This is a genomic window from Streptomyces misionensis (assembly GCF_007896895.1).
Lineage (GTDB): Bacteria > Actinomycetota > Actinomycetes > Streptomycetales > Streptomycetaceae > Streptomyces > Streptomyces misionensis_A.
In genome coordinates, this window is sequence record NZ_VOGW01000022.1 from 1 (window position 1) to 974 (window position 974).

A 974-nucleotide genomic window follows, 5' to 3' on the forward strand; every position below is an offset into this window, starting at 1 on the left:
GCGCGACGGCGTGGACCCCGTGCGGGTGCGGCTGCCCGCGGGCGGGACGTGGGCCACCGTGCGGGAGCATCTGGTGGCGCGGCTCACGGGCGCGGCGCCCGGCATGGTCGAGGCGATGTTCGACGCCGGGCGGATCATCGGCGCCGACGGGCGGGCGGTCCCGCCGGACGCGCCGTACCGGCCGGGCATGTTCGTCTGGTTCCACCGCGAGCTGCCCGCGGAGACCCCGGTGCCGTTCCCGGTGACCGTGGTCCACCGGGACGCGCACATCGTCGTCGCCGACAAACCACACTTCCTGGCCACCACCCCGCGCGGCACCCATGTCGCCCAGACCGCGCTGGCCCGGCTCCGCCACGAGCTGGGCATCCCGACGCTGACGGCCGCGCACCGGCTGGACCGGCTCACCGCCGGGCTGGTGCTGTTCACGGTGCGGCCCGAGGAACGCGGCGCGTACCAGACGCTGTTCCGGGACCGGCGGGTGCGCAAGGAGTACGAGGCCGTCGCCCCGTACGACGCCTCGCTCGCGCTGCCGCGGACGGTGCGCAGCCGGATCGTGAAGGAACGCGCTTCACTGGCCGCCCGGGAGGTCGAGGGCGAGCCCAACGCCGAGACCCGGGTGGAGCTGCTGGGGCGGCGGGACGGGCTCGGCCGCTACCGCCTGCTGCCGCGTACCGGCCAGACCCATCAGCTGCGGGTGCATCTGAACGCGCTCGGGGTGCCCATCCTCGGCGACCCGCTCTACCCCGTGGTGACCGACCCGGGACCGGCCGGCGACTTCCGGCGTCCGCTGCAACTGCTCGCGCGCGGGCTGGAGTTCACCGACCCGGTCACCGGCGTGGAGCACGCCTTCACCAGCGGGCGCACCCTGGCGGCCTGGTCCGGCACCGACTGGGCGTGACCGGCCGGCTCACTCGCCGCGCCACCAGCGCAGCAGCCGCCGCCAGGGCCCCTTCGGCGGGACGGGGGCCGGGGTC

1 protein-coding gene is annotated in these 974 nt (G+C 76.3%); it reads left to right on the plus strand.

Features of this window, described 5'->3' with window-relative positions; translation table 11 throughout:
- Positions 1-898: RluA family pseudouridine synthase (locus tag FRZ03_RS03945; protein WP_186785239.1), on the plus strand; the 898-nt coding region annotated here is incomplete at its 5' end.
- Positions 899-974 lie beyond the last annotated feature (76 nt).